General features: G+C 32.6%; 14 protein-coding genes and 1 tRNA gene. 8 read left to right on the forward strand and 7 right to left on the reverse strand.

Going from position 1 to position 13416, the window contains the following annotated elements:
• Positions 1 to 183 precede the first annotated feature (183 nt).
• Positions 184 to 627: an acyltransferase gene (locus IQ05_RS06890; protein ID WP_144891358.1), complete on the forward strand. Its 444-nt coding sequence runs from the start codon at positions 184 to 186 to the stop codon at positions 625 to 627.
• 154 nt (positions 628 to 781) lie between these two features.
• On the opposite strand, the gene IQ05_RS06895 is transcribed toward IQ05_RS06890, so the two are convergent.
• The 4 genes from IQ05_RS06895 to IQ05_RS06910 are packed head-to-tail and all read right to left on the reverse strand — an operon-like array spanning position 782 to position 4444.
• Positions 782 to 2245: a M56 family metallopeptidase gene (locus tag IQ05_RS06895; protein ID WP_144891360.1), complete on the reverse strand. Its 1464-nt coding sequence runs from the start codon at positions 2243 to 2245 to the stop codon at positions 782 to 784.
• A 28-nt stretch (positions 2246 to 2273) separates the two neighbouring features.
• Positions 2274 to 3638, reverse strand: coding sequence for a M56 family metallopeptidase (locus tag IQ05_RS06900; protein ID WP_144891362.1), 1365 nt, complete (start codon positions 3636 to 3638; stop codon positions 2274 to 2276).
• Positions 3635 to 4009 (reverse strand): BlaI/MecI/CopY family transcriptional regulator, encoded by a 375-nt coding sequence (locus IQ05_RS06905; protein WP_144891364.1) that lies wholly within the window; start codon positions 4007 to 4009, stop codon positions 3635 to 3637. Before IQ05_RS06905 ends, IQ05_RS06900 begins: the two co-directional genes overlap by 4 nt.
• Positions 4010 to 4018: 9 nt before the next feature.
• On the reverse strand, positions 4019 to 4444 hold the full coding sequence (locus IQ05_RS06910; RefSeq protein ID WP_144891366.1) for a hypothetical protein: 426 nt from the start codon (positions 4442 to 4444) through the stop codon (positions 4019 to 4021).
• A 290-nt stretch (positions 4445 to 4734) separates the two neighbouring features.
• On the opposite strand from IQ05_RS06910, the gene IQ05_RS06915 reads away from it, so the two are divergent.
• The 6 genes from IQ05_RS06915 (at position 4735) to IQ05_RS06940 (ending at position 9502) form a co-directional block, all read left to right on the forward strand.
• The gene (locus IQ05_RS06915; RefSeq protein WP_144891368.1) at positions 4735 to 5088 is read left to right on the forward strand and encodes a lysozyme inhibitor LprI family protein; all 354 of its coding nucleotides are present in this window, start codon (positions 4735 to 4737) and stop codon (positions 5086 to 5088) included.
• 133 nt (positions 5089 to 5221) lie between these two features.
• Positions 5222 to 5662 (forward strand): VOC family protein, encoded by a 441-nt coding sequence (locus tag IQ05_RS06920; protein WP_144891370.1) that lies wholly within the window; start codon positions 5222 to 5224, stop codon positions 5660 to 5662.
• A 16-nt stretch (positions 5663 to 5678) separates the two neighbouring features.
• On the forward strand, positions 5679 to 6506 hold the full coding sequence (gene lgt, locus IQ05_RS06925) for a prolipoprotein diacylglyceryl transferase (RefSeq protein WP_144891372.1): 828 nt from the start codon (positions 5679 to 5681) through the stop codon (positions 6504 to 6506).
• A gap of 378 nt (positions 6507 to 6884) precedes the next feature.
• Complete coding sequence (locus IQ05_RS06930) at positions 6885 to 7898, forward strand: hypothetical protein (RefSeq protein ID WP_144891374.1); 1014 nt, start codon at positions 6885 to 6887, stop codon at positions 7896 to 7898.
• Positions 7895 to 9025: a hypothetical protein gene (locus tag IQ05_RS06935; protein WP_144891376.1), complete on the forward strand. Its 1131-nt coding sequence runs from the start codon at positions 7895 to 7897 to the stop codon at positions 9023 to 9025. Before IQ05_RS06930 ends, IQ05_RS06935 begins: the two co-directional genes overlap by 4 nt.
• A gap of 24 nt (positions 9026 to 9049) precedes the next feature.
• Entirely contained in the window at positions 9050 to 9502 is a 453-nt protein-coding gene (locus IQ05_RS06940; protein WP_144891378.1) for a hypothetical protein, read from the forward strand.
• Positions 9503 to 9892: 390 nt separating this feature from the next.
• Here the strand turns inward: IQ05_RS06940 and IQ05_RS06945 are convergent, their stop codons facing one another.
• On the reverse strand, positions 9893 to 11281 hold the full coding sequence (locus IQ05_RS06945; protein WP_144891380.1) for a dipeptidase: 1389 nt from the start codon (positions 11279 to 11281) through the stop codon (positions 9893 to 9895).
• A 111-nt stretch (positions 11282 to 11392) separates the two neighbouring features.
• On the opposite strand from IQ05_RS06945, the gene IQ05_RS06950 reads away from it, so the two are divergent.
• A tRNA-Leu gene (locus IQ05_RS06950) sits at positions 11393 to 11474 on the forward strand.
• Positions 11475 to 11603: 129 nt separating this feature from the next.
• Here the strand turns inward: IQ05_RS06950 and IQ05_RS06955 are convergent.
• On the reverse strand, positions 11604 to 12362 hold the full coding sequence (locus IQ05_RS06955; protein ID WP_144891382.1) for a LytR/AlgR family response regulator transcription factor: 759 nt from the start codon (positions 12360 to 12362) through the stop codon (positions 11604 to 11606).
• A gap of 2 nt (positions 12363 to 12364) precedes the next feature.
• Entirely contained in the window at positions 12365 to 13375 is a 1011-nt protein-coding gene (locus IQ05_RS06960; RefSeq protein WP_144891384.1) for a sensor histidine kinase, read from the reverse strand.
• Positions 13376 to 13416: the final 41 nt, after the last annotated feature.

Here is a 13416-nt window from a genome sequence, read left to right on the forward strand (position 1 = left end):
TTCGCTATCGCTCGAGTGGCAAATCCGCAAATAGAGCTTAATGTAGTGCCAAACCCGCCTTAGTGGCAGAACGTTAATTAGAATGCGACAGAAACTCAGGTAATAAAAAAAAACAAAGTGAAGTCATCAACTTGACGAATGCCAGGAAACAATCAATATCTAACCCGAAGAGAATAAAACTAAATGAAATTATCCGAATTTATAAAGAAGAGAAATGGCGTTCCAATCGGACACCCTAACTCGCTTCGTAATAATTTAGAAAGGTCGCTTGGTGCAAATAATTTTTCAATTTTTTGGGATTTCTGGAACCCAATTTTCGGCTATTATTTAGGAACAAAAGTATTTCGACCGTTAAAAAAAATATTTCCAATTGGATTTTCTTTAGTGTTGACATTTGTTTTTTGTGGACTCATTCACGATTTAGTAACGACAGTAATAAGAGGTGAAATTTCACTTTTCTTTGCAGTTTGGTTTCTTTTAATGGGGATATGCGTTGTGATTTCAAAAGAAATTAACTACAACTTATCAAATCGGAAATGGATTTTTAGAGCTTTAATAAATTTATTAATAATTGGTATTTGTTTTTTTCTAACAAAAGGCCTCAATGCAATATTCAATTTTTATTAAAACTCAAGATTATCTCATTACATATTCCTCGTGGTAAGGAACAAAAGACATTTTAAAAAAATCGCCTTAACGATTTTGTGTAATAAAGTATTTCAACATCTAAAACCAACAACATTAAAAAAGAAATCCGCCTCATAGAAGCGGATTTTTTTAATTATGATTTGGCTGATTGTATAGTTATTGGTAAACTGTACAGCACTCTCACAGGGACGCCATCTACTTTACCAGGAATCCATTTTGGGCATAAGTTCATCACACGTATCGCCTCGTCACCTGTGCCAAAACCAATATCACGAAGGTTTTTTACTTCACTAATACTGCCGTCTTTTTCAATGATAAAAGTGATGTAAATTTTCCCTTTTAAATTGGGTTGTTCAGGAGTTTTGTAATTGTTACCTACGAATTTGTAAAAACTGTTCATACCGCCAGGGAAATCTGGTTTTTCCAGTATTTCTGAGGTATTATAGAGGTCGTTTTCTCCTTTTTTTACAATCTTATTTTCAAGGCTAAACGGATCTATTTCCATAGTTTCAGGAGCACCTTTGCTTAATTTGGTTAAAAGTTCCTCGTTGGTTGGGAGTTTTTCTTCTTTTGATAAAATCGATGGGATCGCCCTTTTTTCGGTAGGAGTTAAGTCGTTGTACTTTTTTTCGGCGGCAATTTTTCCCTTTTCATCTTTTACCTTAAAAGTGGTTTTATTGTAGTAGGTAGTAAACAAACTCCCCACTTTGTTAGGTTGCGCATTTTGTTGGGTACCTATTTGTTGCGCCACTACCTTGGTGCATAGTGAAAATAGTAACGCTGTTACCGCAGGCAAGAGCAAGGCTTGCTTGGCAATGGCTTTTCTTTTTGATGTGGTTTTAGTCATCATAAGTAATCGTTTTTTAGTTATTAAATAGTTCAAATTACTGGCCAAGTAAAAAGTTGGGTTCGCGTTTGCCTTTGAGAGCAACAGGGATTGGTAAAACGGAACATTGTTATAAGAGTGCACTACTTTCTCATCGGCGAGAAATTCGTGGTTGAGTTGAATGGCTTTTTTATAAAAAATGAAAACGGGGTTGAACCAAAAAACAGTTTTCAATACTTCAATAAATAAAATATCCAAAGTATGTTTTTGAGTCACATGCGTAAGCTCGTGGGTGTACAATTCGGCCTCAACTTCGCGGTTGTTGTATTCCATTTCGTTGATGAAAATGGTATTCAAGAACGTGTGCGGTAACGTTTTTTCGGGAACCAAAATCAGTTGAGCATTCTGGTATGCAATGGGAGTATTGGACTTCATTTTTTTTGAAATCTGAACCACATTGCGCAGAAATCGAAACCCCAAAACAAGAGTGACCAATCCATACAAACCCCAAAGTGCTATGCCAAAATAGTTCGTTTCTTCCACCACAACCGCAGTTACCGGTAGGATTTGGATATTTCCCGGTGTTACTGTGGGTTGCGCAATTTCCTGAACAACTTCAATAGTTATAAAAGGAATCACCATCGAAAAAACCAAAGCAAACAACAAGTAAAACCTATTGAAATGGTGCATTTTTTCCTTTTCTAGCAGCAAGTGATACACTCCTAAAAGTACCACAAGGCTAAGAGTCGATTTGATTAGAAAGTCGGTCATTTTTTCTTTTTTAGAATTTCATTGTCTATTAGGTGTTTCTTTCAACCATCCTAATCAAAACGGGATTTGAGAATGTTCCAGCTTTTATGGTTTTTTCAATTACTTTATAAGAAACACTTTTTCTGCTTTTTTTTATAATCATTTCACGTTCAGAGTTGGTGAATAGAGCATAATGATTTAGATCAATATCATAAGGTTTACCGTTTCGTGATGGACTGTAAAATCTTATATAACCAGCAATTTCTTTTATATCATGTTTTTTTAGATCAATATTGTTTAATTTTTTTCCTTTAAATAGTCCTGAAAACTTGGGATCTTTAGTCCAACTGTCAAACTCTTTTTGTGTTGGCTTTTTCATTGAAGTTTCTGGTGGAACATTGCTAATATAGAAACGCTTTTCATTTGGAGTTAGTGCTTCATATTTTTTGTCCAATAGTACTTTTTTCGTATCATCCTTTACAATCAATCGAACTCCTTTGTAATAAACGTCTCTTTTTTTAATTTCAGACTGTATGGTAGTGTTGTTGTTTGTGCTGGATTGAGCAATTGTTTGTGTACACATTAAATTTACTAGTCCAGTAAATAACGGAATCAAAATGATTTTCTTCGCAAATGATTTTGAGCTTGATGTGGTTTTAGTCATCATGAGTAATCGTTTTTTAGTTATTAAATAGTTCAAATTACTGGCCAAGTAAAAAGTTGGGTTCGCGTTTGCCTTTGAAAGCAACAAAGATTGGTAAAACGGAACATTGTTATAAGAGTGCACTACTTTCTCATCGGCGAGAAATTCGTGATTGAGTTGTATGGATTTTTTGTAAAAAATAAAAATAGGGTTGAACCAAAAAACGGTTTTCAATACTTCGATAAACAAAATATCCAAAGTATGTTTTTGAGTCACATGCGTAAGCTCGTGTGTGTATAATTCGGCTTCAACCTCACGGTTGTTGTATTCCGTTTCGTTGATGAAAATGGTATTCAAAAACGTATGCGGTAACGTTTTTTCGGGAACCAAAACCAATTGAGCATTTTGATATGCAATGGGAGTATTGGACTTCATTTTTTTTGAAATCTGGATCACATTACGCATAAATCGCAACGCCAAAACAAGGGTAACCAAACCATACAATCCCCAAAGCGCTATTGCTGTATAGTTTGTTTCTTCCACTACAACGGCAGTTGTTTGTAGAATTCGGATATTTCCTGCTGTAACCGTGGGTTGTGCAATTTCCTGAACAACTTCAATAGTTATAAACGGAATCACCATCGAAAAAACCAAAGCAAACAACAAGTAAAACCTATTGAAACGGTGCATTTTTTCCTTTTCTAGCAGGAAGTGATACACTCCTAAAAGCACCACAAGGCTGAGGGTTGATTTGATTAGAAAGTCGGTCATTTTTTCTTTTTTAGAATTTCACTGTCAATTATTTTCTTGAGTTCTTCCAGTTCCGTTTGCGACAAATTAGTTTCTTTGGTAAAGAAAGAAGCAAATTGTGATGCCGAATTGTTGAAGAAATTACTAATCAATCCGTTAACGTGTTTCGAGAAATAGTCGGTTTTTTTGACCAAAGGATAATATTCTCTTGAGTTTCCATATTCGCGGTAGGCTACAAATTGCTTGTCAATCATGCGTTTTAGCAAAGTAGCAACCGTTGTGGTAGCGGGTTTTGGCTCTGGATAGGCTTCGAGTAAATCTTTCATGAAGGCTTTTTCGAGTTGCCAAAGGTGTTCCATGAGTTGTTCTTCTGAGTTGGTGAGCTGTTGCATGTGTATTTTTTAATTGGTGTATGTTTCTTGAACGGGTATTCCTTTTTCGTAGATTTTGGTGCCTAGTAAAACTCCTTCGGAATCATAAAATTGCCAATACCCGGTGGGTAGCCATTCTTCTTTTGAGTCGATTAGGTATTTTTTTGAAAATCCTATTTGCTGAATTCTTCCAGTGTTGTGGTATTTAATCACATGGCAACTGTTCTTTTTAAATTTTTCTTGCGATACTAATCTTTCGCCCAAGAAGTACTTCCACGTTCCGGTTTTGTTTCCTTTATGGTAACGCCCGATAGCGCTAGATTCAAGTTTCATAAACTCCTTACTTTCTACCCATTTGCCGGTTTTATATCCGTTTTTAGTTTGATTGATGCTGCAACTTGCTACGCTGATGCAGAGGCTTATAAGGATAATAAGATAGCAATTGTGGTTTTTCATATTCTACAGTTTGAAACATTGCTCTACAAATGTAGAGTAAAATTTGAAATAAACAAATGTTTTGTAAAAAAATTGTCCGTCAAGGATTTACAGGAGTAATTGAAATAGAGTCTTGATATAGCCATATATCGATTTAACAGTAGACTCCATCTAGCCGTAAGAAATTTGTTTATATTTGAACAAGAAAAATCGAAACATACCATCGAAAATGTAGCTTGACTTAGGTTTGTTTCAAATAAGTACAAGTCCGCAGTAACGACCTGTTGAACCAAAATAAAATAACAACTAAAATGAAAATAAAATATTATACCACTGTTCTAATTGCTTTATTTTTTTCTATTAATTCATTTTCTCAAACACAGTTAGAAATGAATAAAGCGGCTGATGCTAAATTTAAAAAAGCTGATGCCGAACTCAATAAAGTGTACAAGCAATTAATATCAATTCTTGATCAAAATGATAAGTTATTATTGATTCAAGCTGAAAAGGATTGGGTTAAATTTAGAGATTCAAGCTGTAAATTTGAATCTTCACAATATGAAGGCGGAAGTATAAAGCCTCTCATTTATTCAACTTGTTTGGAAGAATTAACAAGGAAAAGAATTTCAGAAATTAGAGTAAGTATAAAAGAAAGAGATAAATAACGCAATGCTTACACAAGCCAAATAAAGGCCTTAATCCAATCATAAGCCACGAACAGTAATGGAATCCTAATGAATTGAGCAGAAGCAACTAAACTAGCTATAATTCCTATTGTAAAACGTAAAAATAAAAAACATGGCACTTATTAATCCTCATCTTAACTTTAATGGAAACGCGGAAGAGGCATTCCATTTTTATAAATCAGTTTTTGGCGGAGAATTTTCCAAGCTACTGCGCTTTAAAGACTTGGCAAGTCCTGAATTTCTTATTGCAGAAAATGAAGAAAATAAAATAATGCACATTGCTTTGCCTATTGGCCAAAACATTTTAATGGGTAATGATGTTCCCGAAAGTATGGGGAGCACAAATGAAAATGAACACAGAAGTAAAATTGCTATTAGAGCTGATAGCAAAGATGAAGCCGATACATTATTTTACGGACTTTCATCAGGAGGAAGTATTGAAATGCCTCTTGTAGATAGCCCTTGGGGTTCCTACTTTGGAATGTTTAGAGATCAATTTGGGATAGAATGGATGGTAGAATATGACAGTAATGCTATAAAAGTGCAGCAATAAATAGTAATAATAAAATATGACAACACTATATATCAATTGGGATTTTGATTCCGAAATAATAAATATTTTTGGTTTCCCCTTAAAATATTATGGGCTTTTATTTGCCAGTGGCTTACTTTTAAGCATGTACATTCTTAAAGTAATTTACAGAAGAGAAAACTTAACAGATAGCGCTCATGAAGCATTGTTTCTATATGGAATTATAGGGATTTTTGCTGGAGCAAGATTGGGACATTGTTTGTTTTATGATTTTGACTATTATTCAAAAAACGTATTAGAAATTTTTTTACCCATTCAAAAAACGATAAACGGAGGATATAAATTTAGTGGTTATGCGGGTTTAGCCAGTCATGGTGGAACGGTTGGGTTGATTGTTTCACTTTTTTTATATTCAAAAAAATATGAAATAAAATACCTGAAAATACTAGATTTGATTGCTATTGTTGCGCCATTGGGAGCTGCATTTATAAGACTTGCCAACTTAATGAACTCAGAAATGATAGGCAACCCCACAACCTTGCCTTGGGCTTTTATTTTTAGTAGGATTGATAGTGTTCCTAGACATCCAGCCCAACTTTATGAAGCCATTGCGTATCTGCTCATTTTCGGGATTGTTTTTGCTATTTACAAAACGAAAAACATTACGCTAGGAAATGGATTTTTGTTTGGTCTGGCAATAACTTTAATTTTTACGATGCGCATTTTAATTGAGTTTGTCAAAATCAATCAAGTAGAATTTGAGGAGGGAATGCTATTGAATATGGGGCAATTGTTGAGCCTGCCTTTTATAGCAATTGGGATCTATTTTATGGGAAAGAATGTAACAAGAAAGCGGTCATACTAAAAATCCAGAGCATTGAGGGTTAAACAACAGTTTTGGGAATTGACTTAATGTATAGCTTGTTTCGGATTTGTAAAATAAGGATGAATCAAAACGTTTGATTTCAATAAATTATACAATATCAAAACAAGGAATTTCCATCTAGCGAAAAACCTAAATCATGAATTTTTCAAAAGCTACTGTTGATTTCATGGTGTTATTGATTTAACGCTAATGATGCAGAGATACGTAAGAATTTTTGTTTATATTTGGAGAGTACATATTGAAACATACTTTTGTTAGCTTAGTAAGATTTAGGTTTGTTAAGCAAGATTTGTTTTGAAAATATATTAATTGGTAGTAATCATGCTGTAAACCACTAAAAAAACAAATTTATAATTAATGAATTACACTTTTACAAATACAGAAATTAACAATAAGAAAGCTTCTGATTTTGAAACAAAATCTCTGTTATATTTAATAAGTCGTAAGAAAGAAATAGAATATATTACTTTTGATTGTTTTAATGATGTAAGTGGTGTGAATAAAAATCATGATAAAATTTGGGATGTACAATCCAAAAATGAAAAGTCATTAACGCCAAAAAAAATCGGGAAATATCTCTTTACTTTATTTGATAATTATATTTCAACTTTTTCATTTCATGAATTCATTTTTTTCTCACCGATATTGAATGAAAATTACAAAATAAATTCAAAATTAAATGTCTATAATCTTGACAATATTGAAGAAACAACTTTAAAAAGAATATTGAACGGATTAACAGAAGAAGTTGAAAGAGTAAAAGGAGATTCATTTGACTATTCTGAAAAAATTGAACTATTCTTGCGGAAAGTTTTCATTGTAGAAGATAATAGTACAGAAAATGAATATATAAAGTCAGTAACCAAGTTTAAGAAAGTAGGAATAAAATCTGATGATTTTTATACAAGTATATTTACAGATTTAAGAAATATACAAAGTGCAAAAAAAAACACTTATATCGAAAATGAAATAATTTCAGAAATCCGTGACGTATTAACTTTTAATCGCCATTTAACGAAGAAGGACATTGAAATTCTAATTATTAGTCGAATTATTGGAGTAGAAATTTTTAATTATGCTTCGATTCCAATTACTTTTTTTCCAATAATCAAAAGTTTTGACAACGAAGAGATAAAAGATATTTTACAAGAATGTAATTCTAATCTTTCTCGTGCGTTTTTCAACAAAAACAGTAATAGAGTTTTTTGGAATGTTTGTGAAAAAATAATAATCTTCTTAAATGATAACAAATCTAGCGACGTTGAATATATTTATTCTGAAACGTTTAAAGATTATACTTTCCGAATTTCTTATTTAAAAGATTTTACAATCAAATATTTAATATCAATAATAATAGAAGGAACGAAATGATAGTAAAAGAAGTAGCGTTTGGAAACTTAAATGAAGCTTTCATTGAGAAACGATTTGAAAATAAAACAAATATAATTTTTAGTAACGATAATAATAGAGGAAAAACTTTGCTAATGCAAAGTTTAATTTATTCAATAGGTTATGAATCAATATTTCCAAATAGTTTCAATCCAAAGAAATATTATTTTTATTCAAAAATAGAATTTAACAATTCAATTTTTGAATTCTTAAGAAAAGGAAATTCCATTTTAGTAATAAATAATGAAAGTTTTAATGTTTTTAGTACTATAAGTGAATTCAAATATTTTTTCGATAAAGAGATATTTAAACTTCCAAAAATTGATAAAAATGGTGAACAAAAATTAGTTGATTTAAGTCTTTTCTATGAATTGTTTTTTCTTGGTCAAGACAATAGAAATACTTCAAATCTGATAGTTAAAGGTCAAAATAATAAAGTCGATTTTTTAAATATGATTTATTCACTTTTAGGTGTTTCAATTTCAACAAGTAATAAATATGATATTGAAAATCTAAAAAAAGAAAAAGCAAATGTTGAAACTAGAATAAAAGCTGAAACAAGAAAAATAAAAGTCATTAAACAAAATCCTCAAATTGCATCTTTTATTAGTTCTGCATCTAATAATTTGGATTTTAAAAACACTTCTAATCAATTAAAAGAATTACACTTAAATATAGCTGAATTAAGAAAACAGAGAAATAGAGAAGAAAACAGAAAAATAAAATTAGAGAATTTAATAACTGAATTATCTTCACTTAACAGAACCTTAAATGAAGGAAAAGTTAAATGTCTTGATTGTGGTAGTAATAAAATTATTTTCTCAAATGAAGATTTTGAATTTGAAGTGAGCAATAATTACGTTAAAAAAAATATTATTGAATCAATTAAAAATAACATTTCAATAAAATTTGAAATAATAGATGAATTAAATCAAAATATTCATCGAGAACAAATTCAAATAAATAAATTATTAGAAACTTCAACTCCTGATATTAAAAACTACATTCTCTTTCAAGACGAAATTACAGACTCAAAAGATGTAGATAAAATTATAGCTGAACTTCAAAAAGAATTGGATGAAATAACTAATAAAATTCAAAACAACTAGATTAAAACTTCATCAAATAAAGATTTGCAAAAAGATATTTTATCAGATATTATTTTGCAAATGAAAAATTATTATTCGACAATTGATCCACAGGGGTTAATAATATTTGAAGATTTATTTACAAAAACAGGTGAAACATATTCGGGAAGCGAAGGGCAAGAATATTATTTCAGTAAAATATTATCTCTAAATAACATTTTGCAACATAAATTTCCAATAATAATTGATTCTTTCAGAGAAGGAGAATTGTCATCTTCAAAAGAACTCTTAATGTTAAATGAATATATAAGCCTAAATAAGCAAGTAATACTAACTTCTACCCTTAAAGACGAAGAATACGATGCTGATAAATATTATAATATTGAAAACTTAAATGTTATTGATTATTCAATGTTAGCCGATAGTAAAATATTACAAAGTGATTTTGCTTCTGAATTTAAACAAATATTGGCAAAATTTAATGTTGAAAATAATTAATAAAATATACTCAATAAGTAATTAAACATCTGTTATGTTAAAAGAAAAGAACTTGTAAATTCAAATTCTTTTGCGATCCTATGTTTACTTCCAATCATTGGCAATATTGTTTAGTTAGCTATTAACCCAACAGGTTAACTACAAATTTTCTACAACTAAAACCATTTTATCTCCTCAAAAAAAAACTATCAACGAGCACTATTTTGCGTTAAGGATGGAAGTGGAAATCCTTTTTAGGCGCCTTTTTTTGGCGGCTAAAAAGATTAAGAACGAACAGCCTGACCTTGTTGCTTGACGAATGGTGTTTTTCAAGAAGGATTTTGTGCAACAAGTGAACGCCCAAAAAAAATCCGCCCTGTGGAGAGCGGATGATGTGGGTTTTGACAGCATTTATTTTGACAATTCTACAAAATACTTGTAAAACAACGGTATGGTTTCGATTCCCTTGAGGTAATTGAAGATTCCGAAGTGTTCGTTTGGCGAGTGAATGGCATCGCTGTCGAGACCAAATCCCATGAGGATGGTTTTTGATTTCAATTCTTTTTCGAATAATGCTACAATAGGGATGCTGCCTCCGGAACGCACGGGAATGGCTGGTACACCAAAGGTTTCGGTATAGGCCATGTTTGCGGCTTTGTAGCCAATGCTGTCTATTGGGGTTACGTAGCCTTGCCCGCCGTGATGCGGTTTTACCAAAACGGTTACGCCTGCAGGGGCAATGCTGGTGAAATGTTTGGTGAATAATTCAGTGATTTCTTCCCAGTCTTGATTAGGTACCAAACGCATAGAGATTTTGGCGTATGCTTTACTGGCAATTACTGTTTTGGCACCTTCGCCAGTGTAGCCGCCCCAAATTCCGTTTACGTCTAGCGTAGGACGGATGGAGTTTCTTTCGTTGGTTACATAGCCTTTTTCGCCGTAAACATCGTTGAGTTGCAAGGCGTTTTTATATTTTTCTAAGCTGAAGGGCGCTTTGGCCATTTCGGCTCTTTCTTCAAGTGATAATTCCTCAACATTGTCATAAAAACCCGGAATAGTAATGTGGTTGTTGTCGTCGTGAAGCGAAGCAATCATTTTAGCCAACACGTTGATTGGGTTTGCCACGGCACCACCGTACAAGCCAGAATGCAAGTCGCGGTTTGGTCCCGTAACTTCCACTTCTACATAACTCAAACCACGCAAACCAGTTGTGATAGATGGTTGCTGATTAGAGATCATTCCTGTATCTGAAATTAAAATGACATCGTTTTTAAGTTTTTCTTGATTGCGTTCTACAAACCAACTCAAACTTTTGGAACCAATTTCTTCTTCGCCTTCAATCATGAACTTTACGTTGCAAGGCAAAGTGTTTGATTGTACCATGTATTCCAGCGCTTTAACGTGCATGTACATTTGGCCTTTGTCATCACAAGCTCCACGGGCAAAAATGGCGCCTTCGGGATGAATATCAGTTTTTTTAATTATGGGTTCAAATGGAGGAGACGTCCACAACTCCATTGGGTCTGGCGGCTGCACATCATAGTGTCCGTATACTAAAACGGTAGGTAAATTAGGGTCGATGATTTTTTCGCCATATACGATTGGGTATCCTGGTGTGTCGCAAATTTCGACAAAATCACAGCCGGCTTTCTCTAAACTGGCTTTTACGGCATCGGCAGTTTCAAAAACATCGTGCGAATAGGCGGTATCAGCACTTACGGAAGGAATTTTTAATAATTCGATTAACTCATTGATAAAGCGTTCTTTGTGTTCTTGAACGTATGCTTTTATGTTTTCCATTAGTTGAATGTTGTTTATATTTTCAAAAGTACAAAAAAGAGTATGAATATTTTTTATCAAAATTGTTTTGAATATTCGAAGTTAAGTGTATCTTTGCACCCACAATAAGCCGCGGATATGGTGAAATTGGTAGACATGCCAGACTTAGGATCTGGTGCCGCAAGGCGTGTAGGTTCGAGTCCTATTATCCGCACGAAAAGCCCAAACGAAAGTTTGGGCTTTTTTTGTGGAGTTAGGACGAGAAGTTTATCCCGATTTTATCGGGAAGAACTATTATCCGCACTAAAAAAGCTTCTCAAATCGAGAAGCTTTTTTTTGGAATTTATTGATTGATCCAGCGTCTGAATTCAGCTGTTGATGAGGTGCTTGTAATGAAACGTTTTTTATAGTTTTTTAACTGAATTGCTAATCGGTCATTAAAATAATTTTCTATTTTTAAAATACAATTGATATTAATAATCTCGCCACGGTTGATTTGAAAAAATACTTTTGGATTGAGTTCTTGTATCAATTCGCTTAAAGTATCCTTAAAGGCATGTTCTTTTCCTGAGGTGTCAATTGCAACACATTTGCCTGATTCTGCTACTATTGCTGCGATTTCATTTGTGTTCAGCATAGCTATTCCTTCATTATTTTTAATGATAATTCGCTCTTTGTATTTTTTCTCCTCGCGTTGTAATAATGACATTGCCATTTCATGCCAGTTAACGGTGTTTTCCTCTTTCTTTTTTAGGTTGAGGAATTTTTGCATGGCTTCGTTAAAGCGATTATAACTGATAGGTTTTAGTAAATATCCAATGCCATTTGTGTCAAAAGCTTCTTGATAAAAAGTATTATAGGCTGTCGTAAAAATAATTGGAGCGCTGACGATATTATCTTTTAACGATAAAAAAACCGTTCCATCTAATAGCTCAATATCTGAAAAAACGACGTCTACAGTTTCCTTTTTTGTGGCCCAATTTCGCAACTCTTCATTGCTTTTAATTTGAGCAAGTATAGTAATGTTTGGGTCAAATTTATGAATGTGATTCCTAATGATTTCAGCATTATGATTTTCATCTTCAATGATTATGCATTTCATATTTAGTAAATTAAAGGAATTGCTACACAATACTCATTTTCTGTTTTTGTGAAAATGACATCCAAGTTAAACATGAGTTTATAGTGTTTTTTTAGGTATTGGTTTCCTAGTTTAGAGCTGTTTAGTTGTTGTATTGTATTCAATTGGTTTTTGATGAATATCGTGTTTTCATTACGATACAATTCAATAATCAGAGGATTTTCTTCGCTTCCCTTATTGTGTTTTATGGCATTTTCAATTCCTAATTGCAAAGTACAAGGCAATATAAATCCTGATGTGTCATTGATGCTTGAAACAACTTTATAGGCATTATTGAATCTTTTTTTAATTAGATTACGGTATCGTTTTGTAAATTCAAGCTCTTCAGATAGTGGTACAATTTCCTGTTCGTAATGGTCTAAAAAATAGCGGTACACTCCCGAAAAATCGTCGATAAAGTTTTCTAAATCTTCTGGATTTTTATGAGTTAAACTAGAAAGCACGCTCAAATTGTTGAATAGAAAATGAGGTTCTAAGTTTTTTTGTAGCATTTTAGATTTAAAAATTTCTTTTTCTCGCTCTAATCGTGCTATGTCGAGTTCCAATTTTTTAGAATTATTAAAATAAAGGTAAATAAGCGTAAACCCGCAGGTGTACAAGTGATAAGTGGTGACGCCGAAAGCAATATTACCAATCAAAAGCCAGGTTGACGTAGCTAAGCCATGTACTAAATAGCGGTAAGAAATAAAAAATAAACTTGTAAAAACAGCGAATATTAATAAGGAGAGTGCAAATGAAAGTATGATTTTTTGGGTGTTTTTGAACTGCTTTTTAGAGATGATTTGCCATGATAAGTAGGAGCTAATCAAGGCCAGGAAACAAGTAGAGAGCCCAAAAATATGATCTTCGATTGCAAAAAAATTAATGGAACCAAACTTACGTGTTTGGTACAACGTATAAATCTGTGTAGTGTTGACACCAATTACCACTAGTATTGTGAAGAAAATATTTTTTAGGCTACTTTTTGTTTTCATTCCTGCTGTTTTTACAAATATAATAAAACCTTGTAAGGAGT

It is taken from the genome of Flavobacterium tiangeerense (genome assembly GCF_007830355.1).
In the GTDB taxonomy this organism is placed as follows: domain Bacteria; phylum Bacteroidota; class Bacteroidia; order Flavobacteriales; family Flavobacteriaceae; genus Flavobacterium; species Flavobacterium tiangeerense.